This is a genomic window from Hymenobacter taeanensis, from assembly GCF_013137895.1.
GTDB lineage: Bacteria > Bacteroidota > Bacteroidia > Cytophagales > Hymenobacteraceae > Hymenobacter > Hymenobacter taeanensis.
In genome coordinates, this window is the sequence record NZ_CP053538.1 from 3,383,897 (window position 1) to 3,406,979 (window position 23,083).

21 protein-coding genes and 1 pseudogene are annotated in these 23,083 nt (G+C 57.7%); 12 read left to right on the top strand and 10 right to left on the bottom strand.

The annotated features are described in order from the left end of the window. Positions 1 to 616: 616 nt before the first annotated feature. Complete coding sequence (locus HMJ29_RS14305) at positions 617 to 940, bottom strand: hypothetical protein (protein ID WP_171592135.1); 324 nt, start codon at positions 938 to 940, stop codon at positions 617 to 619. A 375-nt stretch (positions 941 to 1,315) separates the two neighbouring features. On the opposite strand from HMJ29_RS14305, the gene HMJ29_RS14310 reads away from it, so the two are divergent. From HMJ29_RS14310 to HMJ29_RS14320, 3 genes are all read left to right on the top strand, one after another. Beyond that, complete coding sequence (locus HMJ29_RS14310) at positions 1,316 to 3,943, top strand: MGH1-like glycoside hydrolase domain-containing protein (protein ID WP_171592136.1); 2,628 nt, start codon at positions 1,316 to 1,318, stop codon at positions 3,941 to 3,943. Between the two features lie 115 nt (positions 3,944 to 4,058). Then, entirely contained in the window at positions 4,059 to 4,868 is an 810-nt protein-coding gene (locus HMJ29_RS14315) for a hypothetical protein (RefSeq protein ID WP_171592137.1), read from the top strand. Positions 4,869 to 5,077: 209 nt separating this feature from the next. After that, positions 5,078 to 5,269 (top strand): cold-shock protein, encoded by a 192-nt coding sequence (locus HMJ29_RS14320; RefSeq protein ID WP_135528637.1) that lies wholly within the window; start codon positions 5,078 to 5,080, stop codon positions 5,267 to 5,269. 85 nt (positions 5,270 to 5,354) lie between these two features. On the opposite strand, the gene HMJ29_RS14325 is transcribed toward HMJ29_RS14320, so the two are convergent. Next, complete coding sequence (locus HMJ29_RS14325; protein ID WP_171592138.1) at positions 5,355 to 6,077, bottom strand: hypothetical protein; 723 nt, start codon at positions 6,075 to 6,077, stop codon at positions 5,355 to 5,357. A 165-nt stretch (positions 6,078 to 6,242) separates the two neighbouring features. Here HMJ29_RS14325 and ctlX point away from each other — a divergent pair, with 165 nt between their 5' ends. Then, a complete protein-coding gene (gene ctlX, locus HMJ29_RS14330) occupies positions 6,243 to 7,175 on the top strand; it encodes a citrulline utilization hydrolase CtlX (RefSeq protein WP_171592139.1) in 933 nt (310 codons plus the stop codon). 58 nt (positions 7,176 to 7,233) lie between these two features. Here ctlX and HMJ29_RS14335 read toward each other — a convergent pair. Then, positions 7,234 to 8,987 (bottom strand): annotated as a pseudogene (locus tag HMJ29_RS14335) (malate:quinone oxidoreductase). On the opposite strand from HMJ29_RS14335, the gene HMJ29_RS14340 reads away from it, so the two are divergent. After that, positions 8,938 to 9,678, top strand: a complete 741-nt coding sequence (locus tag HMJ29_RS14340; RefSeq protein ID WP_171592140.1) for an SDR family oxidoreductase — start codon at positions 8,938 to 8,940, stop codon at positions 9,676 to 9,678. The pseudogene HMJ29_RS14335 and the gene HMJ29_RS14340 sit on opposite strands and share 50 nt — an antisense overlap. 326 nt (positions 9,679 to 10,004) lie before the next feature. Continuing rightward, on the top strand, positions 10,005 to 11,123 hold the full coding sequence (locus tag HMJ29_RS14345) for a spore photoproduct lyase family protein (protein WP_253805645.1): 1,119 nt from the start codon (positions 10,005 to 10,007) through the stop codon (positions 11,121 to 11,123). A 97-nt stretch (positions 11,124 to 11,220) separates the two neighbouring features. On the opposite strand, the gene HMJ29_RS20360 is transcribed toward HMJ29_RS14345, so the two are convergent. From HMJ29_RS20360 to pncA, 4 genes are all read right to left on the bottom strand, one after another. Further along, positions 11,221 to 11,508 carry a GNAT family N-acetyltransferase gene (locus HMJ29_RS20360; protein WP_216634058.1) on the bottom strand — a complete coding sequence of 96 codons (288 nt, stop codon included), beginning with the start codon at positions 11,506 to 11,508 and terminating at the stop codon, positions 11,221 to 11,223. Then, on the bottom strand, positions 11,432 to 11,779 hold the full coding sequence (locus HMJ29_RS20365; RefSeq protein ID WP_216634133.1) for a hypothetical protein: 348 nt from the start codon (positions 11,777 to 11,779) through the stop codon (positions 11,432 to 11,434). The genes HMJ29_RS20360 and HMJ29_RS20365 overlap by 77 nt, the downstream gene beginning before the upstream one ends. A gap of 118 nt (positions 11,780 to 11,897) precedes the next feature. Beyond that, positions 11,898 to 12,992 (bottom strand): mechanosensitive ion channel family protein, encoded by a 1,095-nt coding sequence (locus HMJ29_RS14355; protein WP_171592141.1) that lies wholly within the window; start codon positions 12,990 to 12,992, stop codon positions 11,898 to 11,900. Positions 12,993 to 13,079: 87 nt separating this feature from the next. Further along, positions 13,080 to 13,676, bottom strand: coding sequence for a bifunctional nicotinamidase/pyrazinamidase (gene pncA, locus HMJ29_RS14360; RefSeq protein ID WP_171592142.1), 597 nt, complete (start codon positions 13,674 to 13,676; stop codon positions 13,080 to 13,082). A gap of 130 nt (positions 13,677 to 13,806) precedes the next feature. On the opposite strand from pncA, the gene HMJ29_RS14365 reads away from it, so the two are divergent. Both HMJ29_RS14365 and HMJ29_RS14370 read left to right on the top strand, forming a co-directional pair. Then, positions 13,807 to 14,241 (top strand): BLUF domain-containing protein, encoded by a 435-nt coding sequence (locus tag HMJ29_RS14365; RefSeq protein WP_171592143.1) that lies wholly within the window; start codon positions 13,807 to 13,809, stop codon positions 14,239 to 14,241. 103 nt (positions 14,242 to 14,344) lie between these two features. Then, the gene (locus tag HMJ29_RS14370; RefSeq protein WP_171592144.1) at positions 14,345 to 15,271 is read left to right on the top strand and encodes a hypothetical protein; all 927 of its coding nucleotides are present in this window, start codon (positions 14,345 to 14,347) and stop codon (positions 15,269 to 15,271) included. A 3-nt stretch (positions 15,272 to 15,274) separates the two neighbouring features. Here the strand turns inward: HMJ29_RS14370 and HMJ29_RS14375 are convergent, their stop codons facing one another. After that, positions 15,275 to 15,802, bottom strand: a complete 528-nt coding sequence (locus tag HMJ29_RS14375; RefSeq protein ID WP_171592145.1) for a 2'-5' RNA ligase family protein — start codon at positions 15,800 to 15,802, stop codon at positions 15,275 to 15,277. 83 nt (positions 15,803 to 15,885) lie between these two features. On the opposite strand from HMJ29_RS14375, the gene HMJ29_RS14380 reads away from it, so the two are divergent. The 4 genes from HMJ29_RS14380 to HMJ29_RS14395 all read left to right on the top strand — a co-directional run bounded on the left by HMJ29_RS14380 (position 15,886) and on the right by HMJ29_RS14395 (position 20,259). Beyond that, positions 15,886 to 16,701, top strand: coding sequence for a class I SAM-dependent methyltransferase (locus HMJ29_RS14380; RefSeq protein ID WP_171592146.1), 816 nt, complete (start codon positions 15,886 to 15,888; stop codon positions 16,699 to 16,701). A gap of 75 nt (positions 16,702 to 16,776) precedes the next feature. After that, positions 16,777 to 18,045, top strand: a complete 1,269-nt coding sequence (hutI, locus tag HMJ29_RS14385; protein ID WP_171592147.1) for an imidazolonepropionase — start codon at positions 16,777 to 16,779, stop codon at positions 18,043 to 18,045. A 172-nt stretch (positions 18,046 to 18,217) separates the two neighbouring features. Continuing rightward, positions 18,218 to 19,018, top strand: coding sequence for a PhzF family phenazine biosynthesis protein (locus HMJ29_RS14390; RefSeq protein WP_171592148.1), 801 nt, complete (start codon positions 18,218 to 18,220; stop codon positions 19,016 to 19,018). A 164-nt stretch (positions 19,019 to 19,182) separates the two neighbouring features. Beyond that, positions 19,183 to 20,259 carry a tetratricopeptide repeat protein gene (locus HMJ29_RS14395; protein ID WP_171592149.1) on the top strand — a complete coding sequence of 359 codons (1,077 nt, stop codon included), beginning with the start codon at positions 19,183 to 19,185 and terminating at the stop codon, positions 20,257 to 20,259. Between the two features lie 158 nt (positions 20,260 to 20,417). On the opposite strand, the gene HMJ29_RS14400 is transcribed toward HMJ29_RS14395, so the two are convergent. Continuing rightward, positions 20,418 to 21,923: a trypsin-like peptidase domain-containing protein gene (locus HMJ29_RS14400; RefSeq protein WP_171592150.1), complete on the bottom strand. Its 1,506-nt coding sequence runs from the start codon at positions 21,921 to 21,923 to the stop codon at positions 20,418 to 20,420. Positions 21,924 to 22,230: 307 nt separating this feature from the next. Further along, a complete protein-coding gene (locus tag HMJ29_RS14405; RefSeq protein ID WP_171592151.1) occupies positions 22,231 to 22,452 on the bottom strand; it encodes a KTSC domain-containing protein in 222 nt (73 codons plus the stop codon). Positions 22,453 to 23,083: the final 631 nt, after the last annotated feature.

Genomic DNA, 23,083 nt, shown 5'->3' on the forward strand with positions numbered 1-23,083 from the left:
GGGAGCAGGAACAATAAGCCAGCGCCAACCGGAGGACTGCAGGAAGCCTTTGCATTGACAACCATACCCCCAACGTGAAGGCGAAGGTGTGAACCAGTTCGCAAACAACGTAGTGTATAACTGAGAGGCCGGCGCGAGTGCCGGTAGTGGTCTTGCGCATCGGCGAGGCGGAAGTTCTTTGTCGTAGGTTTTGTAGTCGCGCCCGTAGTTGTAGGTCCCAAAACCCTGCTGCTCCAAGCCCGAAGGCACCACTATTTTGTTCTGGTGGCTGCTGTAGCGCCCACCCGTGCAGTAAACGTCTTACTGCACCGTTGGTCGGATGTCGCGGCCTGAGAGATACCGCACCTGCTTTTGCGCAGACTACTGCGCGCGCCCAGGCCCGGCAAACGGGTATAAAGCTATGCAGCAACTGAAAAACGCAAAAACGCGCAAGTGAGAACCAGCCATGAGTAGCGCAGTGTGAGCCAGGAGCCGGAGTGACAGCAGTAAGCCCTAACCTACTTACCTCTGCCCATCTGGCTTCTCTGTAGTTTCCTGCTTGCGCCAGAGAAAGTACCCTGCAAAAAAGCCCCATCCGGGGGGGCGGATGGGGCTTTTTTGCGAAAATCAGGTCAGCTTAGTGGCGGTAGCCATAGTCGTGGTCATGGTCGTCGTGGCGGTGCTGTGCCTCCCAGCGGGCCCGCTCGGCGGCGCGTTGTTGCTCCAGGCGGCGTTGGGCCTCCAGGCGGGCCCGCTGCTGGGCGGCAAGCTGGCGCTGGCGTTCCAGTTCATACTTGCGCTGGGCGGCTTCGCGGCGGGCCCGCTCTACTTCAGCTTTGCGGTCGTATTTGATAGCCTCTTTGCGGGCTTTGTACGGACCATAAGGAGCCACGGCGGCGAAAGAAGCAGAGCTGGCAAACAGGCCTAGAGCGGCCACGAGGGAAAACAGAGAAGCTTTCATGATAAGAAGGGAAAAAGGTTGGGAGAAAGGAGACTAAATAAGTAGCAAGCGCTTGCCAACCCAATTGCAAGCCCAGTGCCAGCTTGCTCGTAAGAGGGTTTTCGGGCGCAGTTACTCTCTCAACTGCCGCGTAGTATCGGCCACCTTCCTTGTTTTATCTACCAAGCAACAGGTGCATTTAAGTTAATACCTCCGCCGGAGCTGCTTCCTGGCACAAACGAAACAACCTACTGGCCTACGGGCTTCATTCTTGATAAATGGCCGGCCAACGCACAGGCGTTATCTGCCCGTTGGCCCTGCGCGTAAGCTACTGGCTTAACCCCGGGTGGTAAAGCTTGCGTAGTGTAGAGTACGCGTAATAATCAGGACCCCCTTATGACTGCCGAGCAACAACGCCTCACGGAGGCCAATGCCCGCAAAGCCCCCTGGCGCAAGTGGGGGCCCTACCTTTCGGAGCGGCAATGGGGCACGGTGCGCGAAGATTACTCCGCTAACGGGCAGGCCTGGGAATACATCACCCACGACATGGCCCGCTCATACGCCTACCGCTGGGGCGAGGAGGGCTTGGGCGGCATCTGTGATGACCAGCAGCGCTTGTGTTTGGCCCTGGGCCTCTGGAACGGCCACGACCCCATCCTGAAAGAGCGGCTGTTTGGGCTGGCGGCACCCGAAGGCAACCACGGCGAAGACGTGAAGGAGGTATACTATTACCTGGAGAACGTGCCCACCCACTCTTACATGCAGATGCTGTATAAGTACCCGCACCACGCTTTCCCTTACTCCTGGCTGGTGCAGGAAAATGCCCACCGGAGCCGGCATGAGCCGGAGTTTGAGCTCCTGGATACGGCAATTTTCCATGAGAACCGGTATTTTGATGTGTGTATAGAGTACGCCAAAGCCAGCCCCGAGGACCTGTTGCTGCAGATTACCGTGCACAACCGGGGCCCTGAGGAAGCGGAGGTACACGTGCTGCCCCAGCTCTGGTTTCGGAATACCTGGGCCTGGGAGACTGATAGCTACCGCCCGGAGCTGATTGAGGAGGCAGGAGCCATTGCCGTTCGGCACCGCGAGCTGCCTCATCTGTGCCTGTACGCCGACCACGCCCCGGCTCTGCTCTTCTGCGACAACGACACCAACCCCCACCGGTTGCCCCACCTGGCCCCGCCCACCCAAACGCAGTTTTACAAAGACGGCATTCAGGACTGCATAGTACATGGGGCGCCCACTGTAAACCCAACGCAGGTGGGTACCAAGGCCGCAGCTCATTATACGCTAACGGTAGCTGCTGGCAGCTGCCAAGCAGTGCGGGTGCGGCTGGCTCCTGCGGGGCAGGCCACCCCGTTTGCCGATTTTGATGAGGTGCTGAACCTGCGGCGCCAGGAAACCGACCAGTACTACGCGCACCAGCAGCGTGGCCTACCCGACCCCGACACTCGCAGCGTGCAGCGGCAGGCCTTTGCCGGCATGCTCTGGAGCAAGCAGTACTATAACTACGATGTAGCCCAGTGGCTGCAGGGCGACCCTGCGCTGCCCAAGCCACCCCCGGAGCGGCAGCACGGCCGCAACAGTGCCTGGCCGCACCTCAACAACGGCGACATTATTTCCATGCCCGATAAGTGGGAGTACCCCTGGTATGCCGCCTGGGACCTGGCTTTTCACTGTGTGCCCCTGGCGCAGCTTGACCCCTGGTTTGCTAAGTCCCAGCTGCGCCTGCTCTGCCAAGACTGGTACATGCACCCCAATGGCCAACTGCCCGCCTACGAGTGGAATTTCTCCGACGTGAACCCTCCCGTACACGCCTGGGCCACGTGGCGGGTGTATAAAATGTGCCAGAAGCAAAGCAACGACACCGGCGACCTTGACTTTCTGAGCACGGTATTTCATCGTCTGCTGCTAAATTTTACCTGGTGGGTAAACCGCAAAGACCGGCACGGGCATAACATTTTTGAGGGCGGCTTCCTGGGGCTTGATAACATTGGCGTCTTTGACAGGTCAGCACCTCTGCCCGATGGTACCTACCTGGAGCAAGCCGATGCCACAAGCTGGATGGCTATGTACGCCCTGAACATGATGCGCATTGCGCTGGAGCTGGCTAAAACCAACCCCGTATATCAGGACCTGGCCAGCAAGTTTTTTGAGCACTTCCTTTATATCGCCGGGGCCATGACCAATATGGATGCCGACGAGCTTGACCTGTGGGACCTGGAGGATGAGTTTTACTATGATGCTCTGCACACCCCGCAAAACGGCCGGCAGTTTCTAAAAACCCGGTCGTTAGTGGGACTGATTCCGCTGTTTGCGGTGGAGGTGCTCACAGATGAAGAGTTGCAAGGCATGCCCACCTTTGTGGCGCGTATGAACTGGTTTCTGGAGAACCGCCCGCAACTGGCCAGCCAGGTTTCGCGGTGGCGGGAGCCTGGCCGCGGCGACACTCACCTGCTTTCCCTGCTGCGCGGGCACCGGGTAAAGCGGCTGCTGGCACGGGCCCTGGATGAGAACGAGTTTTTATCGGAGTATGGCATCCGCTCCCTGTCTCGCTACCACCAGGCGCACCCGTTTTACCTGGCCTATGATGGGAAGAAGATGAAAGTGCAGTATGAGCCCGGGGAGGCAGAAACCGCACTGTTTGGCGGCAACTCCAACTGGCGGGGGCCCATTTGGTTTCCCCTGAACTTCCTGTTGATTGAGTCGCTGCAGCGCTTCCACCACTACTACGGCGACGATTTTAAGGTAGAGTACCCCACCCACTCGGGCCAGTACAGCACCCTGCTCGAAATTGCCGATGCCCTGAGTAGTCGCCTCACCAAGCTGTTTCTGCGTAACGACGAAGGTATTCGGCCGGCTCTAGGCCAGGAGAAGCGCTGGCAAACCGACCCTCATTTCCGAAACTACGTGTTGTTTCACGAGTATTTCCACGGCGACACGGGGCAGGGCCTGGGCGCCAGCCACCAAACCGGCTGGACGGGCCTCATCGCCAAGCTGCTACAGCCGCGCAATCCCTAATTCAATTACTGCTTGCGCCCCACTCCAAGCCCAGGACCGTCGGAAAATACCTGAATCCGTATCAGTAGGTAACAAGAACTCGGGTATCGTTTGGTAACCACAGCACGCAAGGCATATGCGCAGTCATCCAACCACCAGTCAGCCGCAGCAGTCAGATACGGAAGAAGCCAGAAGCTGGCGAAGGGCCAGTGCTGGCCTAGGCCACCTCCGCAAGTGCGCCGGTAAGGCGCTAGGGGGCGTAGTAGTACTCCTGGCAGGGCTGGTGGCGTGCTCAGATGATAAGCCGGTTGGTAACGAGCGAGCAGCCTCGAACGGCCCAACTGAGACTATAGCTGCCGAAGAGACGGCGCCCAGCTCCGAGGCCTCCACCGCTACCGAGCCAAGAAAGTATAAAGTGATGGCCGGTACCACGTACTTCTTTGCTTCTCCCACGCCTGCAAGCAAGCCCACGGGCAATTATTTGCTTCGCGGCGACGTGCTTTATGGGGATGAAGTGCGTAACGGGTTCGTCCGGACGCAGTTTAAGCTGCCCAACGGCGCTACCGCCACGGGCTGGTTAAAGCAGCAGGAGCTGGGCCTGCTGGCCAGTAGGGCTGCTGCTCCGGCCAGCACAGTACAAGTTTCCACAAATACCCCCGCCGCCCCAACGCCCAACGTGGAGCCGGCGCCCGCCGCTACCCCGGCCCCACGGACGGGTACTGTACCCCATACGGCCGCCACCCCCCAGGCGGTAGTGCAGGTGGCGCGCTCTTACTTTTACAACTCGCCTGATTTGCGCCAGCCCCGCAAAGCTCACTGCGTGCAGGGCGACAAGGTGTGGCTGGGCGATGTGCAGGGAGAGGCCGTGTACGTGACGTTTACGAACTGGGAAAAGGTAACCACCCGAGGCTGGATGCGAAGAGATGCGCTCAGGCCAGTGCGCTAATTCTGCGGCCGGTGCTGCGCAGGGGAGGGCCCCGGGGGTACCGGCCCGCAGTGCCGCGGCTACCACCTTAGGGCACTAATTAGAATAAAAGCCGTACGTTTACGGCCGTTAAGGCAAATTGTCTTCTGTCACTACCATCAATTCGCGTGCTGAATAATAGTAGAGTTCCGTTGCCAGTTGCTATTCTTTCAATTCTTTCCTAAAGCATCATGTCAACAGGAACCGTAAAATTTTTCAATGAAACCAAAGGCTTTGGCTTCATCAACGATGCCGCCACCGGCCAAGACGTATTCGTTCACGCCACGGGCCTCATCGATGAGATTCGTGAGAACGACAAAGTAGAGTTTGAAGTAGAAGAAGGCCGTAAAGGCCTGAGCGCCGTTAAAGTTCGTCGCGCGTAGTTTCTGCTTCTAACCCGAAGCCCAACAAAAAAGGAGCAGGCCACTTGGCTTGCTCCTTTTTTGCTTTTAGCGCTACCAGGCCGCTCTAGGGGCGGGCATTCAGGGCTTTGAAAACGGCCACCCAGTCGGCTTCGGTTTTGGCGGTTTTGGCGCCGGGGGTAGCCTGCAGCGCCGCCGACAGCTCCGGCACGGCGCTTTGTATTTGCTTCAGGTTCAGTTTTACGGGCACCGCCGTACCATTTGAGCCGCGGACGTAATAGTTGGGTTTGTCTTCTAACTCATCCATGCGGTTACCATTGCTATACGCCCCGGTCTGGGCTTTGTGCAGGAGCTTTACATATTGCTTCAGCAGGGAGAATTTTCCGTCCTGCAGCACCTCAACGTATTGCGTGCGGTGGGTAGCCACGGGGGCGTCGGTAAACCGGCGGAATACGCGTTGCCGGGCCGGGGAAATGGCCGTAGCGGGCTCCTGCAGAATAAATCTTTCCAGCAGGCGGTCATCCAGCTGCAGCGAGTCTTTGGGCCGGTCAACGAGGCGCATAAGCAGGCGCTTGTTGTACACGTCGTACTTCAGCGGCACGGGGGCCAGGGGTACTTTGTTGCTCATAATGAGCTGGGCCGGCAGCCAGCGCTGATCGGCGTAGGGCGAGCCAATTACCTCATTACGAACGCTGCTAGGCAACACGGCCGGAGAGCCCGCCGCCAGCGCTTGTAAATTAGCCTGGCCAGCAGCACCAACCTGCTCAATATTGGGCTGTTGGGCCAGGCAGAGCGTGGCCGGTAGCAGTAGCGCTCCGAGAAGGGACAAACGCAGTAACATATCAAAAGAGGATTTTATGGAGAGATTATTACCCTAATCTACCAATAATTTAGCTTTTGGCACGCCCACTCGCCGCCAGAATTGTTAGCTGGCGCTTCTGGAAGTGCGCAGCAAACAGTTACTTTATACCTCTTTCAGTTTTCTCTACCCTCTATGCAGGCAGCCTCCACCGTCTTTTTGGTCCGGCCCGTGCGGTTTTCGTTTAACGTTGAAACTGCCGCGTCCAACCACTTTCAGCAGGCTGTAAGCGTTGGCAGTGAGGCAGAAGTGCAGGCGAAGGTGCAGGCAGAGTTTGACCAGGTAGTAGCTACCCTGCGCTTCAGAGGGGTGCGGGTTACGGTGTTTGACGATACGCCGGAGCCGCACACTCCAGATTCCATATTCCCCAATAACTGGCTTACCCTGCACCCCGATGGCCGGGTACTGCTGTACCCCATGTGTGCGCCCAACCGCCGCCTGGAGCGCCGCCCCGATATTTTGGCCACCTTGGGTCAACAGTTCCACATCAGTGAGGTGCTTGATCTATCGGGGCCAGAGTTGGCGGGGCAGTTTCTGGAGGGCACGGGTAGTATGGTATTTGATCATGAGCACCGAGTGGCCTACGCGGCCATCTCGCCCCGCACCGACCCCAATTTGTTCAGGCAGGTGTGCACGCTGCTAGGCTACCGGCCTGTGCTGTTCCATGCCTTCGATGAGCGTGGGCTGGCCATTTACCATACCAACGTAATGATGTGCGTAAGCGCGGGAGTTGCCGTGGTGTGCCTGGAAAGCATTCCGGATGCGGCGGAGCGGGCAGCTGTGGTAGCAGCTCTTTCTGCCACTGGCCACCACCTGGTAGCCATAAGCCTACGCCAAGTAGCGCACTTTGCCGGCAACATGCTCAGCCTGCGAGGTGCTCAGGAGCAGCCGTTACTGGCACTTTCGCAGAGGGCTTTTGAGGCGCTTACGCCGGAGCAGCGCGCCACGCTAGGCCACTACTGCGAGCTGCTGCCCTTACCCATTCCCACTATTGAAACCCTTGGGGGTGGCAGCATACGGTGTATGCTTGCGGAGGTGTATCTGCCAGAGAAAAATGAGGTTAGATAATACAAAAAAAGCCGCCTGACATAACATCAGACGGCTCTTTTTGTATGATGGGCGCAGTTTACTGCGCGGCTTCGGCGGTGGCGTTGAGGCCTAGCACCTCGCTGGTGTGCGCCCGAAGCTGCTCTACCAGCTGCGGATTTTCATTCAGAGACTGGCCGAACGACGGAATCATCTCGCGCAGCTTGGTTTGCCACTCAGGCGTGTTAGCGTACTGCGGAAAGCAGCGCTGTACTAAGCCAAGCATAATGCTCACGGCCGTAGAGGCACCCGGGGAGGCACCCAAAAGCGCGGCAATTGAGCCATCGGCGGCTGAAACTACTTCCGTCCCGAACTCTAACACGCCGCCTTGCTTGGCGTCTTTCTTAATTACCTGCACGCGCTGGCCTGCAATTTCCAACTCCCAATCTTTGGGGTTGGCTTCGGGTAAGTACTCGCGCAGGGCCGCAATGCGGTCTTCCGGCGACTGCCGCACCTGGTTGATGAGGTACTTGGTAAGCGGAATATTCTTGAGGCCCGCAATAATCATGGGGCGCATGTTACTCAGCTTCACCGACAGGGGCAAGTCGAGGTAGGAACCCTGCTTCAGGAACTTAGTGCTAAAGCCGGCGTAGGGGCCAAACAGCAGCTCCTGCTTGCCATTAATCACTCGCGTATCGAGGTGGGGCACCGACATGGGGGGGAGCCCACCGAGGCTTTGCCGTATACTTTGGCGTGGTGCTTGGCAATTACGGCGGGGTTCACGCACTTCAGCCACTGCCCACTCACGGGGAAGCCGCCAAAGCCCTGGCCCTCCGGAATGCCAGACTTGATAAGCAAGGGCAATGAGCCGCCCCCGGCCCCAATAAATACAAAGGGGGCCCGCACCTTCACTTTATTGCCGTTGCTCAGGTCTACAGCCCGCACTCCCCAGCGCCCATCTTCCTTGCGTCTGATCTTATCCACATCGTGGTGGAAGTAGAACGAGACACCCGGCTTTTGCTGCAGCAGTGTGAACATGCCCCGGGTAAGAGCGCCAAAGTTTACGTCGGTGCCCAGGTTCATGCGGGTTGCCGCCACAGGTTGGTTTGGGTCGCGGCCGTCCATTACCAGGGGCATCCACTGCTCCATCAAATCATAGTCCTGGGTAAACTCCATGCCCTGGAACAGCGGCGACTGCGTAAGGGCGGCGTGGCGCTTGCGCAGAAACTCCACGTTCTTATCGCCCCACACAAAGCTCAGGTGCGGAATATGGTTGATGAAGCGCGTAACGCCCGTCACCTGGTATTTCTCCACCAGATACGACCAGAACTGCTTTGATTGCTCGAACTGCTCAGCAATGGCAATGGCTTTGGAAATATCGATGTGGCCGTCGGGCTTCTCGGGGGTGTAGTTCAGCTCACAAAAAGCAGAGTGGCCAGTGCCGGCGTTGTTCCAGGCGTCGGAGCTTTCGGCGGCGGCCACATCGAGCCGCTCAAAAATGGCAATGGTTAAGTCGGGTTGCAACTCCTTGAGCATCATGCCCAGTGTTGCGCTCATAATGCCAGCCCCAATCAATACCACATCGGCAGAGAGGGTGGCGGAGCTATCAGTAGTACTCATGCGCAGATCAGAAATAGGACTTACGAAGTACGGGGAAAGTCCGAAAAGGTGGCCTTTGTTCCAGAAAGAATGTAAAGCTGAACCGTGTAACCAGCTCAGCCAAGGGCCATGAGGTCTGGCAACAAAAAGGGCTTCAGCCCGGTAGTACAGTACATTTTTTCTCCTCCAACTTGTTCCTGAACTCATGAATCTTAGCAATAACACCATCCTGATTACCGGCGGCGCCACGGGCATAGGCCTGGCGCTTACGGAACGGTTTCTGAAAGTGGGCAGCAAGGTTATAGTGTGCGGCCGCCGGGCCGAAGCTCTGGAACAAGCCCAGCGCCGCCTGCCGGGCCTGCATACCCGCGTGTGCGACGTGGCCCGCCCCGAGGAGCGCGAAGACCTGGCCCGCTGGGTGCAGCAAGAGTTTCCAGGCCTTAACGTGCTCATTAACAACGCTGGCATTCAGAACCGCTGGCAGCTGGCCGCTCCTGATACGTCTAGCAACTGGGCCGACTACCAAAATGAGCTGGCCATTAACGTAGAGGCGCCCATGCACCTGGCGCTGCTGCTGATACCGCACCTGCGTCAGCAGCAACATCCCGCCATCATTAATGTTACTTCGGGGCTGTCGTTTGCGCCAGCAGCTTTTGCGCCCATCTACAGTGCTACCAAGGCGGCCATGCACTCCTTTACGCTGTCGTTGCGGCATCAACTGGCCAGCACGCCCATTCGGGTGCTGGAGATTGTGCCCCCAGCCGTTAACACCGACCTCGGCGGACCGGGTCTGCACACCTTTGGGGCACCCGTTGATGCCTTCGCCGACTCGGTGCTGGAGCGCTTGGCTCAGGGAGAGCAGGAGGTAGGCTACGGAACTTCGGAGGAAGCGCGCCTGGCCTCACGTGAACAGCTAAATACCCGGTTTAAGCTCATAAATAAGTAGGCTAGGCCAGTAGCCTGCCACTCACTAACTACTAAGTCTGTTCAGGAAGCTAAAAGACCATCCTGCTGAGCTTGCCGAAGCATCTTTACCGCTTCTTCCTTACGATAGGGGGCAGCCAGCGGTAGAAATGCTTCGGCTGCGCGGATGCCAGATCAAGCAGGACCATTTTGTAAGGTAGGAGCAATTGCTAAACAACTTCATTGGCTGAAAGAGACACCTGACAGGGCGTTTCTTCTCCCTATCAATAGGTTTTTCCTGAGGTAAATATCCAAGGAAATAGTGAGCGGGAGGGAGCTATCCGGGGCTGCGGCGTGTTATAACTAGCTATGACAAACCAGACCTTGGAGCTCTTCGATTTACCTGTGTTGAACGCTGCCCCGCAGCCCACCCCAGCGCCCCTGACGCATAACGCGCGGCTCTGGCTGCCCAAGCGGGTGCTCTTCACCCCCGATGCGTTGGATGAGCCCTTTGGCCAGCAGATTTATGAGCGCGTGGCCGCTCAAGGGCTGCCCATTGAGGTGCTGAAAAGCAACCGTATTACTGGCCTACGGGGTGAGGACGCGCGCGAGACGTACCGCAATGCCAAGAACACTATGGCTGTGGTGAAAGCCCCGGCCGGCGCGCTGCGCCTGCAGCCCACCCCGCCCTCCGCCGACTGGCAGATGAACCTGGCCGAGGGCTGCCCAGCGCACTGCCAGTACTGCTACCTGGCTGGTAGCCTACAGGGGCCACCGGTGGTGCGGGTGTTTGCCAACCTGCCCCAGTTGCTGCACAATACTGCCACCTACGAGCAAGCTGGCCGCCGCACCTCTTTTGAGGTGAGTTGCTACACCGATGTACTTGGTATAGAGCACCTCACGGGCAGCCTGGCCGAGTGCATCCGCTACTTCGGCACCCGCGAAGGTGCGCAGCTGCGCTTTGTGAGTAAGTACAACCAGGTTGACTCGCTGCTGGGCCTCCCTCACAATGGCCACACCCGAGCCCGGGTGAGCCTCAACGCCGAGCCCGTGGCCCGGCGGCTGGAAGGAGGGACTGCCTCAATAGAGGCGCGCCTGCAGGCTTTGCGCCAGCTGGCCCTGCCGCATGCCCAGGGTGGCGGTGGCTACCCCGTGGGGGTAGTGCTGGCTCCCATTATGCAAATCCCTAACTGGCGGCAGCACTACACGGAACTGTTTGACCGAATGGCCGCCGCGCTTGACTTTGAGTGCGACCTTACGGTGGAGTTCATTACGCACCGCTTTACGCCCGGCTCCCGCGACGTGCTGCAGCAGTGGTACCCTAATACTTCCCTGGACTTTGATGAAGCCACTCGTGCTGTGAAGCGCAATAAGTTTGGGGGCGTGAAGTACGTGTACCAGCCCGAAGACATGCGCACCCTGCGGCAGTTCTTCTATGAAGAGTGGCAGAAGCGCTTCCCTAATGCGCCTGTTCAGTACTGGACGTAAGCCACCGCTGGTAGAAAATCGCCATGCTTAAAGCAAAAGGCCGGACTCAGGTATACAACCTGAGTCCGGCCTTTTGCTTTGTACTGAAAAAGTGCAACTACAAGGCTAAGCACTCGACCTTATTCTGGTGTAGGGCCTGCCACTCGGGTTGCAGCATGCTCATTTCCAGTAAGCTCCAGTATTCATCGTTATACTTGAGTACGTCGCGGAAGAGGCCTTCGCGCTGCATACCGGCCCGCGTATAAGCTGAAATAGCCGCGGTGTTGAAGTCATACACCCCCAGCGTAATGCGGTGCAAATGAAGCTGCTCAAAACCAAAGCGCAGCGCTTCCACCAGCATACGCCGAGCAAAGCCCCTGCCCCGGGCTTCGGGGGCAATAAACACGCGGCTTACGCGGGCTGCGCTGTTTTTTTTCGCTGATGCTACCCAGGGAGATGTGGCCTACTACGGTACCCGTGTCCGTATCAACGGCTCTGAAAGTAAACACCTCTGACTGGCCTAGCTCATTGCTGTCCTGTAAGTACCAGTCCAGTTTATCGCGGTTGAGGGGGAAGTTAAACATAGGGCCCGCCCAATTCATGAGCAGGTGAGGAGAATCAATCCAGGTGATGAGTTGGTCGAAATCAGAAGAGGTGAAATATTCTAATTGAATCATGTAAGCAGCAAGCAGAAGTAGACGCCGAACGGCCACGAAAATGACCGTTGGCTAAGTTTCAGAACCCGCTAAATTACGGCAAAAAATCCTATTTCTCAACTTCGTTAGTGAGGCTTGTCTACTCCTCGGGTGCCAGGGTAAAAGGCTGGTCTTTGGCCTCTACCAGGGTGCGGGTTTTGGGCAAGGCCTCGGGGTGATGCTGCTGAATGTAGGTAACCATGTGCTCGCGCACGGCGCAGCGCAAGTCAAAGGTGTTGCTGGAGTTGGTAGCACTCACCAGGCAGCGTAGCTCCAGGGTGCGCTCCTTTGAGTCAGTGACTTGCAGTACGCACACGCGCCGGTCCCAGAGGGAGTGGCCGTTTACGTAGCGCTCCAGCTCCTGCCTGATGGCCTCTATCGGGGCGGTATAGTCGGTGTAGAGAAACACGGTGCCCAGAAGCTGCGATGTGGTGCGCGTCCAGCTTTGGAAGGGTTTCTCAATGAAGTAGTTGAGCGGCAATACCAGGCGGCGCTCGTCCCAGATGCGCAGCACCACGTAGGTGAACGTAATTTCCTCCACGCGGCCCCACTCGCCCTCCACCACCAGCACATCATCCAGCCTGATGGGTTGGGTAAACGCAATCTGGAAGCCAGCCAGCAGGTTGCTGATAGAGCGCTGCGCCGCAAAACCCACAATAACGCTGGCTATACCCGCCGAGGTTAGCAGGCCGGTACCAATCTTACGGACCGTGGCGAAGCTCATCAGAATAAGGGCTACGGCCACGAAGATGATGAGCGTGACTACCAGCTTCTTTATAAACTGAAGCTGCGTAAACAGCTTGCGTACCCGCAAATTATCAGCTGAACCCAGGCGGTAATGGTCTTCTACCAAATCCTGAACTACGTCAACGGTTTTCACCAGGCCCCACGCAAACGTGATGAGTAGGGCTGTTTCTACAAACCGGCGCATTACCTCCAGGAAGTGCGCCTCCAGGTAGGTAAGCGGCAGCATAAAGGAGAGCACCAACACCGGAAAAAACCACGCGCTGGGGGCGCTCAGGTGCCGGGCCACTGATTTGGTGAGCAGCACGGGCTCGCGCCGGTTATAGGCGGCCAGCAGCGCAAACACCGCGTATTTAAGTAAGCTGCCGGCCAACAGGCTGCCCGCAATAACGGCCAGAGGCTGCAGCCAAACGCGGAGATACTCGGGAAGGTCAGAAAAGAAATCAAGCATGAGTACGGCGTCGGGAGTAAGGAGCGGCGCAGAGAAAAAGAACCCTTCTGTACCCCAAACCCGGCCCAAAGGTTAGGCCGGAGTGGCCTAGCGCGCCCCAAACCGCGCGCCGCGCCGCTGCAGCTCCTGCCGGGCCTGCGCGTAGCCATCGGGCGAAATGGCCCGCGTTGCTTCTTGCAGAAATACCACCTCAAAGCCTTCCCGCAGGGCATCCAGCGCCGAGAAGTTAACGCAGAAATCAGCGGCCAGGCCGGCCAGGTGTACCTCACGCACCCCGCGGCCGCGCAGGTAGTCGGCTAGGCCAGTGCTTTTGCGGTGGCCATTATCGAAGAAGCCGCTGTAGCTGTCTATTTCAGGGTTGGTGCCCTTCCGAAAGATGGCTTCAATGCGGTGCTGGTCCAGGGCCGCGCTAAACTCAGCTCCGGAGGTGGTTTGCACGCAATGGTCGGGCCAGAGGGTTTGGCGAAGGCCATGCAGGTCTATTTGCTCAAAAGGCCCCCGGCCGGGGTGCTGGCTGGCAAAGCTTTGGTGGGTAGCGGGGTGCCAATCCTGAGTGGCTACTACCAGCTCATACGTGGGCTGGAGGGCATTAACCAGGGGCAGGATTTCCTCGCCGCCGGGCACAGCTAATGAGCCGCCGGGCAGGAAATCATTCTGTATATCGATGAGCAGTAATGCGCGCATAATGCAATAGATGTAAGTAAGTAGCTGGTAAGGAGAAGGTAGCAAACGTACTTGTGCCACCAGTAGGCTGCTTATGAACGGTTATAAGCAAAGGCGGGTTAAAACTAGTCTGCTTTCCATTCCTGCCGCTATGACTACGCACCAAATTATCTACCTCAGCCGATTCAGAGAAAAGCCCACCGAGGAGCAGCTGACTCAGCTTTTGCACCAGGCGCGCAGTAAAAACCACCGGCTCCTGATAACGGGTATTCTACTGTATGCTGACGGGCGGGTGCTGCAGGTACTGGAAGGGCAGGAGGCGGCAGTGCGGGCTGTATACAGCGCCATTACCTCCGACAAGCGCCACCACCAACTAGTTACGCTGGTTGATACCACGGTACCGCAGCGCGTATTCCCCGACTGGAGCATGGGCTTTACCGTGGCCGACTCTGCCGAGTATGAGCGCCTGACGGGGTACGTGAACCCCGAAAAGCCGCTGTTTCCGCTGCCGCGGGCGCACAACGCCAGCCCGGCGCTTATGCAACTTCTGCGAAACTTTGTGGCTCTCCACCCTGTGCTGGCCTAGGCAGCGCCCGAAATAGCACCCGCGCCATTTCCTGCCTACCTTGTGCCCCGCTCAGCGCCCGCTGGTGTTGGGCGGGCTTTTTTTTCTGTTGGATTGCATACGAATGACGCGTTTTTTCTTCCCCCTTGTTGTTGCCAGTTCTCTGGGCCTCTCGGTAGCGTCCGCCCAAACACCGGCCGCCGTACCGCGGCTTATTCCGGGCACGCACGTGGTGCTGGTGCCGCCAGATGGGTTTGGCCCGGCCCCCGGGCTTACCGGCGTCCGGAAGGGCAATGCTGCCATTCAGGTGTATGATTTGCCGGGCAGCAACTACTTCAAGAACGCCGCTTCATTTGGGAAAGCGCGCTTTGAGGCCCGCGGCATGAAGGTGCTGGAATTTCAGGAGCTAACGGTGCAGGGTTACCCAGCCCGGCTGGCGCGGGTACAAAACTCGCCCACCCAGGAGTCGGCCCAGCTCATGTTCGGCGACTCCACGTTTGCGGTGCAGCTGGTAGGCGTGTACCCCGTGGCGGAGGCAAGTACGGGCACGGCCATTCGGGAGGCGCTGCTCACGGCTACTTATCAGAAAAACCTGGCCTCCGACCCCTTCGCCAAGGCCGTGTTTGCCTTCGATGAGAAGAAGTCGCCCTTTGCTTTCGCCAAAACCACGGCCAATCTTTACCTGTATGCGCTGGGTGGCCAGCAGAAGGACGATTACGGCACCGAGCCCCTGCTCACCGTTACGCCCTTGCCCTACAACCCTTCCCTAACGGCCGCCGATGTGAGTAATGAGCTACTCGGTACCCTCAGCCGCTTTGGGTTCACGGGCTTCACAGCGCGCAAAATGTCGTCGGCTAAAGTAAACGACCTACTCACCTATGAAACCGAAGGCTTTGGCATGATGCAGGGCCAGCGTGTGCTGCTTTACCAGCAGGTAAGCATCATTGGGAATACCGCCGTGGCCATGCAGGGCTTAGCCCGCCAAGACTACGAAACGGCGCTAGGCCAGTTTAAATCCCTCACCCACACCATCACGCCCCGCAAGAAGTAATGGCTAGGCCACTTCACCGCTGAAAGCAAACTCCTGCAGCTTCTCCCAGGGCCCGCCGCGGTATGCCCACAGGTGTAGGCCAGTGCCGTTTACCTCAAAGGGGGTGAACTGCTCCGCTAGCTCTGCGTGAAGGGCGCGGGCCACGGCGGGGTTTACTTTGTTTTGCACGGTGATGTGGGGCTTCAGGCGCTGCTGGTCCTGGGGCGTCAGCCAAGCGGCCCAGGTGGTTTGTAGCTGCTTGTGTAGCTGCTGCAATACAGTGTTTTCAAGGTCGTAGGCCACTCCGCGGCCCATAAAGCGCAGGCCAGTCACGCGTAACGTAAGCGGAGGCAGGGGGCAGCTCAGGCGCCTCAGCTCCGCTTCAATGGCGGGTTTTTCAGCGGCGGGCAGGTGATGAAAAAGCGTTACGTGCGCCTGCAAGTAGTTGCGCTCTTTCGGAAAGTGCTCTTGCCGCAAGGCATTGAAGTGGGCCTGAGAAGCCGGGTCGAGGGCCAGCGTCAGGATGAGGGGGGCAGAATCGGGAGGAAGCATAGGCTTGGCACTGACTAGAAAGTTGGCTGTACGGAGCAGGCGCCAGGATAGGCAGAAAACAGGGCAGAAGTGTATCTTTCGTCATGGCTACTGCTCCTGATTATATTTCCTTGAACCGCGCCCTCTGGAATGCAAAGACTGAGCATCATCTCCACTCGGCGTTTTATGATGTAGCCGGTTTTCGGGCGGGGCGCACCTCGTTGCAGGAGATTGAGTTGGCATTGCTAGGCCAGGTCAGCGGTCAGCGGGTGCTGCACCTGCAATGCCATTTTGGGCTCGATACGCTTTCCCTGGCCCGAATGGGGGCCACGGTAGTGGGGGTTGATTTATCAGATGAGGCCATACGCACCGCCCGGCAATTAGCGGAGGAGCTGCAGCTGCCCGCCCGGTTTGTGTGTTGCGACCTGTACAGCCTGCCCGAGCACCTGCCTGCGGAACCGGCATTTGACGTGGTATACACCACGTATGGGGTGCTCGGCTGGCTGCCCGACCTCGACCGGTGGGCCGCCGTGGTGGGCCGCTATCTGAAGCCCGGTGGGCGGTTGGTGCTGGTGGAGTTTCATCCGGTGGTATGGATGTTCAACGGCAGCTTTACTGAGGTGCAGTACAGCTACTTCAACCGCGAAACCATTGAGGAAACAGAAACCGGCACCTACGCCAACCGTGCCGCCCCCATCACCACTACCTCCGTGAGCTGGAACCACGGGCTGGGGGAGGTGCTTGGCAGTTTGCGGCGGCAGGGCCTGCAGCTCCATGATTTTCAGGAGTATGATTACTCGCCCTACAACTGCTTCTCGCATACCGTAGAAGTGGAGCCGGGGCGCTACCAGATTGAGCCCCTCAGAAACAAGCTGCCCCTGGTGTATTCCGTGGTAGCCGAGAAGCCTTCAGTGGCCTAGAGCTATCCGTTGGGCTGGCTGTAACGTAGCTGGCCACTTCCTCTGTTCTCCTCACAGCACCTATTTCAACGCGTTATGGCCTATACTTTACTTGTGCGGCACTGTGGGCAGCTCCTGACGCTGGCCGGTGGCCCTGCCGGCCGGCCGCTGGTGGGCAGCCACCTGAGCAGCTGGCGCATTATTCCCGATGGCTACGTGGCGTGCGAAGAAGGCCGGATTGTGGCCGTAGGCCCCATGCACGAGCTGGATCTGAGTCAGGTGACGGCCGGAACGGCTATTATAGATGCGCGGGGCCACGTGGTAATGCCCGGCCTGGTAGAGTGCCACACGCATCTGGTGTTTGGCGGCAACCGGGCGCACGAGTTTCAGCGCAAGCTGGAGGGAGAGGCCTACCTGGATATTTTGGCCAGCGGCGGCGGTATTCTGAGCACCGTGCGGGCTACGCGCGCCGCTTCAGAAGGAGAATTGCTTGACAACGCCATGCACCATTTAGCGGGCTTCCGGCGCTATGGGGTAACTACCGTAGAGGCCAAAAGCGGCTACGGGCTCGACCGTGAAACGGAACTGGCGCTGGTGCGGGTGGCGGGCACGGCTGGCCACCGGCAGGAGGTGCGGGTGGTGCGCACCTTTTTAGGCGCCCACGTGGTGCCCCCAGAGTACAAAGGCCGCCCCACCGACTACCTCAACTTTCTGGCCACAGACGTGCTGCCTGCTTTGCGGGGGGTAGCAGAGTTTGTGGATATTTTCTGCGAGGAAGGGGCTTTCTCGACTGAGGATGCCCGGGCTTACCTGGCAGAAGCCCAGGCACAGGGCTTCCGGCTAAAGATTCATGCCGAGCAGCTACACGACCTGGGCGGCTGCGAAATGGCCGCCGCGCTGGGCGCTACCAGCATCGACCACTGCGACTACCTGACCCCCGAAGCGGCTGCCCGCATTGCGCAGCTCACGGCTGGCCAGACGGTGGCCGTGCTGCTGCCCCTGGTGCCGCTGTTTCTGCGCCAGGAGAAATACGCGCCCGGCCGGCAGTTCATTGACGCCGGCCTGCCCGTGGCCATCAGCACCGATTTTAACCCCGGGTCCTGCCCCAGCAAAAACCTGTGGCTGGCCCTATCTATGGCCTGCCTGAAAATGGGGCTCACGCCTCTGGAGGCCCTGGCCGCCGTTACGCTCAACGCGGCCTGGGCCATTGGGCAGGAGCGAGAGTGCGGTAGCCTGGAGCCCGGTAAGCGCGCCGATATTCTGCTGCTCAGTGTGCCAACGTACGAAGAAATCCCATACTGGCTCGGTGAAAACCCAGTGCAGGAAGTTATTATCAATGGGGTGCGGATGGAGCGGCCGGAATAGCTTCTCAACATCCAGTGGTAAAAAAGTGGGGCAGGCGAAGGATGCTAGGCTATACCAACAACCAGGCAAATAGATAGCGTCAGCTGCAACAAATCGTACAGATAATTACCCGACAATATCTAGCTTCGCCCACCCGTCTGCAACTGCTGGTTGCCTAAACACACTGCTCGCTATGCTGCTGCCTATCTATCAGGTTGATGCCTTCTCTGACCGGCCCTTTGCCGGTAACCCCGCCGCCGTATGCCCTCTGGAAAGCTGGCTGCCCGCCGAAACCATGCAGGCCATTGCGGCCGAGAACAACCTTGCCGAAACGGCTTTTTTCGTGCCTAAGAGCGGGAACGAGTATGAACTGCGCTGGTTTACCCCGGCCGTAGAGGTAGAGCTGTGCGGCCACGCCACCCTGGCTTCAGCCCACGTATTGTACAACCACCTGGGCTTTTCCGACGCTGAAATCATCTTTCACTCCCGCAGCGGCCCTTTGCGCGTAAGTCGCGCCAGCGAAGGCCGCTTCACCCTCGACTTTCCCGCCAGGCCACCCAAGCCCCTTGCCATTCATCCCGATGGTTTGCTGGACGGCCTGCGCGCTACACCCTTGCAGATGCTGGCTGGCCCCGATCTGGTGTGCCTGTTCGCTACAGAAGCCGAGGTGCGTGCCATTCAGCCCGACATGGCCCACTTGGCTAAAGTGGAGTACCGGGCTGTTATCGTGACGGCTCCCGGCTCCGATGGTGTTGATTTCGTGTCGCGCTTCTTTGGCCCCCGGGTGGGCGTGCCCGAAGACCCGGTTACCGGCTCGGCTCACACCACGCTGGTGCCTTACTGGGCTGAGCGCCTAAGTAAAACCACCTTCCACGCCCGCCAAGTTTCACCTCGCGGCGGCGACCTGTGGTGCGAGCTACGCGGCGACCGGGTGCTCATGAGTGGCCACGCCATCACGTACCTGCGCGGCGAGATTGAGGTGCCGGTAGGATAGGGAGCTTAGGTTCTTCATATTATTGAAGGTAAAAATACAGGCTGCCTATTGCTTTAACAGAAGCAATAGGCAGCCTGATGCTATAACTGGGTGAGCAGAAAAAAATAACAAGCTTATCCGTCGCAAATATCTCACTTGTCCTTTCACCATCTTATTTATCTGTCGTGCTCACCTTTACTACCTACTCCCGCTGCTGGCTGCTGCTAGGCCTATGGGCCTTACCTATTCTTGGCTTTGCTCAGGCCGCCGATGTGCAACGGCTTGTGAAAGAAGGCATAGCTCTGCATGACCAGGATCAGTTTGATGCGGCCGCAGCCAAATACCAGGAGGCGCTTAAGCTAGACCCCAGCAACGTAATGGCCCGGACGGAACTAGCCCTCTCGTATAACTCGGCGGGCAAATATGCTGAGGCCGTAGAGCTGTGCCGGGAGCTGGTGAAAAGCCCCACCGGCATCGACCCCACCGTATTCGTGACCTACGGCAACAGCCTCGACGACTTAAAGCAGTCTAAGCAGGCGGCTGAGGTATATCAGGAAGGCATCAAACGCTTCCCCACCAATGGTATGCTGCACTTTAACCTGGGCCTAACGCATTACCATCTGAATCAGAGGGCCGATGCCATTACTGATCTGCAGCAGGCCGCCCGCCTCATGCCCCGGCATCCCAGCTCCCCGCTCTACCTCGGGATATTCACGCTAGAGAGTGGAAACCGCATTCCGGGGATGTTGGAAATTGCGCGCTTTCTGGTGCTGGAGCCCCACAGCAAACGCGCCCCCAAACAAGTTGCCCTCCTGGATAAAGCCATGCAGCAGGGCGTTTCCAAAACCGGCGAAAACAACATCACCATTAGTGTAAACTCCAGTGTGCTGAAAGAGGCCGGCAAGAAAAAGGTGCAGCCCGATAACTTCGGCCCCTCCGACATGCTGCTCTCCATGCTGTCGGCCATGGATTACGACGACAAGAACAAAGGCAAAACCAGCACGGCCCGCTTCGCCGAGAAATTTGCCACCCTGTGCCAGAACCTGCAGGAGCTAAGCGGCAAGCGGAGCACCGGTTTCGTGTGGGAACAGTACGTGCCGTATTTCGTGGCCATGGAGAAGGCGGGCCACGTGCCAGCCTTTGCTTACCTCATTCATTCATCAGTACCCGACCAGCCCCACGTGCAGCAGTGGCTGGAGCAGCACCCCGATGAGGTAAAAGCCTTCCAGGAATGGTCAGTGGCTTACGAGTGGCCCAGGTAGGTTACCCCCGCGCAGGTGCCCACTGATAGAGGGGGCCGCTTACTCTCTGCGCCCCTAATAAGAGGCCTAGAGCCTCACACCCACGCAAGTTGGTGGCGGGTGTGGGGCCCTAGGCCACCTGTAAGCTCTGCTAAAAGCCCAGAAGCCATCCGATACGCTTAGGTGCCGAGCGAAAAATTGAACACCACCCGCGAACCATCTGGTGCAATAGCCATCATCTGAATCATGCCATTTTGAGCCGAAAGCAGAGCCCGGTCAATATCCTGAGGGGTATCAATGGCTTTGCCATTGATAAAAGCGATAATGGTGCCGCTGGGAATGCCAATGTGCTCAAAGAAGCCGCCTTGCCTAACCTCAGCAACCTGCACTCCGGCCTTTAGGTTGAGCCGTTGCTTTAGGGCATCAGGCACTGGGGCGAAACTGGCGCCGAGCTTGCTATAGATTTTATCGAGGTTGGCATTGCTTTTCGCCGTAACCGTAGTTTCCTCTCCCTTCAGTGTAGCCGAGGTAGAGCGAGCCTTGTTGTTGCGCAGGTAGGTTAGCTTAACCACATCGCCGGGCCGGTGCCGGGCAATTCTTTCTGAGAACTCTGAAGAGGAGTTCAGTTGCAGGCCGTCAATGCTCTGCACAATATCACCCTCCTGCAGGCCGGCCGCCGCTGCTGCACTGTTGTCTAGCACGCCGGTGATGTACACGCCTTTTACCACACCCGGCTCAAGACCCTGCTGCTGCAGAAACTGCGCCTCAGCAGTAGGAGAGGGGAACGATACGCCCAGCAGCCCCCGCTTCACCGAGCCATATTCTTTCAAGTCACCTAAAATCTTCTTCGCCAGATTCACCGGAATGGCGAACGAGTAGCCAGCGTAGCTGCCAGTCTGCGAGGCAATGGCGGAGTTAATACCAATGAGCTCACCATTCGTGTTAACTAAAGCGCCCCCACTGTTGCCGGGATTAATGGCCGCATCGGTTTGAATGAAAGACTCAATGCCGGTATTACCCCGCGACCCCGAATAGCCATTGCCGCTGGGCCGGTTAATTATGCCAATGCTACGTGCTTTGGCACTCACAATGCCCGCCGTAACGGTAGTATTCAGGGAGAAAGGATAGCCTACTGCTACCACCCACTCACCCACCTGCACGCTATCGGAGTTGCCGAGCTTTATGTGAGGCAGGTCATCGGCTTTTATTTTGATGAGCGCCAAGTCAGTGTTGGGGTCCCGGCCTATCAACTCAGCGGCAAACTGACGATTGTCGGGCAGCACTACCTCAATTGTAGAGGCGTTTTCCACCACGTGATTATTCGTGGCAATGTAGCCGTTGCTGGTGACCAGTACCCCAGAGCCAGAGGCCATAGCTACTCCACCGCGGGAGGGTGAGCCGTACGTTTGGGCATATGGGTCATCGTAAGATGAGGCAGCCCCATACGAGGTTTTGATGTGCACCACGGCCGGAGTAGCCGCCTTGGAGGCCTTTACAAAGTTGCCAATACCTGCAGCAGCCCCGTTTGTAGTGGTTTCGGTCGATGAGGGTTCGTCTGCCAGGAAAGCTGGAGTGCTACGCTTGTTGTTATTTTCCTCATTCGGGTTTTGCTTGGTTGTGCAGCTAACACTGCCCAGCTGTACTAAGCAAAAACAGCCGGAAAGCAGCAGAGTGGAAATTCTCATCAGGATGATTCTGGAGGTGAAACCGGAAATCTCTGCGCCGTGTGAGTAGGCCACTTTGCGCGCTTTCAGGGGCAGAGCAAAACCATCTAAACGTAAAACAGCTCTGCCGAGGTGCGTAAATCACAGATTAGAAGCTCAGCCCAAGCAACCACAGGCCAGTTGAGAGACCGAAGTAGCTTGGTCGTTTCACCGGAACTTACTGCCTCTGCTGTGGCTGGCTCCCCATTTCCCCTGCTGGCTTCACAATTCAGGAGCTGCAGGTTAACGTTACTACAGGCTTTAGAGCAGTACGTTGCTGCGAACTGGCCTAGGAACCGCGCACCTGCTGGCGGCCATAGCCGCTGCGCTCAATCACCTGCTCCACAAACATAGCCTTGCCTGGCACTTGCAGTAATGCCTCATACAGAGCGGCTGGCACACCGGTATAGCGCACCAGGCTACCATGGCGGTACTCTATTTCCAGGGTCTCGGTGGTGGCATCATAGCCCACCGCTTTAAGCGAGGTAGAACGGATTGGTCGGCGTTGCATAGGAATAGATGAATGGGAATAAAATAGAATGATTTCCATTAGTGAGACAGACGAACACCCTACGCTCAGAAGGCTGTTTAACTGAGCCCAAAAATTAGATATAACTAATCTTGCATCAAACTATTCATGTCGGATTTGAGCTGCCATTTCTTGCATGAGCTCCGATATTCAACAGGCTGTAGGGACGAAAATAATGCTGTAGGCCAAGTTAAAGCGTTATTTTTCAAGACGTTTGAAAGTGACCCGATAGGGTAACTAATCCGGGTGAAATAGAAGCTGTGGAGGCTAGGAAGTTTTTGGACTGACGGAGCTTGAAAAAACTTAGCAAGTGGCCTAGAAGGCAGGACACGCCGAATTTTCTGTAAACATACCGGCGGTGATTGTACTTCATCACTATTCGAACATTGTCTTGCACAAAGCTGGTCGGCAGTGTGTAGATTTACTACTACCGGCTGACTGCGCTTATTAGTACTAACTGGTCATCAGGTTCCTTCTCTCAGGGCAGGGAGTAGTACTTTTCTTTAGAAGTATTCGTTTACCTATCTGCCCACTTACTTGCTCCATTATGCCCGCAGAGCTACCGCTTTCCGCCCGGTTTACTACCTATACTTCTTACCCGTTTCCCACTAAG

Coding starts and splice junctions, on each gene's coding strand:
- HMJ29_RS14400 (WP_171592150.1), bottom strand. CDS start 21,923: ATGAGAATTTCCACTCTGCTGCTTTCCGGCTGTTTTTGCTTAGTACAG.
- HMJ29_RS14355 (WP_171592141.1), bottom strand. CDS start 12,992: ATGCTTGATTTCTTTTCTGACCTTCCCGAGTATCTCCGCGTTTGGCTG.
- hutI (WP_171592147.1), top strand. CDS start 16,777: ATGGCCTATACTTTACTTGTGCGGCACTGTGGGCAGCTCCTGACGCTG.
- HMJ29_RS14365 (WP_171592143.1), top strand. CDS start 13,807: ATGACTACGCACCAAATTATCTACCTCAGCCGATTCAGAGAAAAGCCC.
- HMJ29_RS14340 (WP_171592140.1), top strand. CDS start 8,938: ATGAATCTTAGCAATAACACCATCCTGATTACCGGCGGCGCCACGGGC.
- HMJ29_RS20365 (WP_216634133.1), bottom strand. CDS start 11,779: ATGATTCAATTAGAATATTTCACCTCTTCTGATTTCGACCAACTCATC.
- HMJ29_RS14345 (WP_253805645.1), top strand. CDS start 10,005: ATGACAAACCAGACCTTGGAGCTCTTCGATTTACCTGTGTTGAACGCT.
- HMJ29_RS14310 (WP_171592136.1), top strand. CDS start 1,316: ATGACTGCCGAGCAACAACGCCTCACGGAGGCCAATGCCCGCAAAGCC.
- HMJ29_RS14315 (WP_171592137.1), top strand. CDS start 4,059: ATGCGCAGTCATCCAACCACCAGTCAGCCGCAGCAGTCAGATACGGAA.
- HMJ29_RS14375 (WP_171592145.1), bottom strand. CDS start 15,802: ATGCTTCCTCCCGATTCTGCCCCCCTCATCCTGACGCTGGCCCTCGAC.
- HMJ29_RS14320 (WP_135528637.1), top strand. CDS start 5,078: ATGTCAACAGGAACCGTAAAATTTTTCAATGAAACCAAAGGCTTTGGC.
- pncA (WP_171592142.1), bottom strand. CDS start 13,676: ATGCGCGCATTACTGCTCATCGATATACAGAATGATTTCCTGCCCGGC.
- HMJ29_RS14380 (WP_171592146.1), top strand. CDS start 15,886: ATGGCTACTGCTCCTGATTATATTTCCTTGAACCGCGCCCTCTGGAAT.
- HMJ29_RS14370 (WP_171592144.1), top strand. CDS start 14,345: ATGACGCGTTTTTTCTTCCCCCTTGTTGTTGCCAGTTCTCTGGGCCTC.
- HMJ29_RS14390 (WP_171592148.1), top strand. CDS start 18,218: ATGCTGCTGCCTATCTATCAGGTTGATGCCTTCTCTGACCGGCCCTTT.
- ctlX (WP_171592139.1), top strand. CDS start 6,243: ATGCAGGCAGCCTCCACCGTCTTTTTGGTCCGGCCCGTGCGGTTTTCG.
- HMJ29_RS14305 (WP_171592135.1), bottom strand. CDS start 940: ATGAAAGCTTCTCTGTTTTCCCTCGTGGCCGCTCTAGGCCTGTTTGCC.
- HMJ29_RS14405 (WP_171592151.1), bottom strand. CDS start 22,452: ATGCAACGCCGACCAATCCGTTCTACCTCGCTTAAAGCGGTGGGCTAT.